The organism is Bradyrhizobium sp. Kon69 (assembly GCF_055807515.1).
In genome coordinates, this window is record NZ_JBVVOS010000437.1 from 1 (window position 1) to 257 (window position 257).

1 protein-coding gene is annotated in these 257 nt (G+C 58.4%); it reads left to right on the plus strand.

The window, feature by feature from the left end; all coding sequences use genetic code 11:
• The coding region (locus AC0L3U_RS39710) for an ATP-binding cassette domain-containing protein (protein WP_473365167.1) at positions 1 to 257 on the plus strand (257 nt) is incomplete at both ends.

Here is a 257-nt window from a genome sequence, read left to right on the forward strand (position 1 = left end):
TCAAATCGTATGCGGAACGAACGGCGCGCGAACTGCCCGAGGGGCAACGCAAGCTGGTCGATATTGCACTCGCGCTCGCGCTGAAGCCAAAGCTCCTCCTGATGGATGAGCCGACTTCGGGCGTCGCGTCATCAGAGAAACTCACCATCATGGACATTCTAACCACGGCGCTGGCAAAGGAGAAAGTCACCTCGGTCTTCGTCGAGCACGACATGGATATGGTGGAGCGCTATGCCAACCGCGTCGCCGTGTGGAAT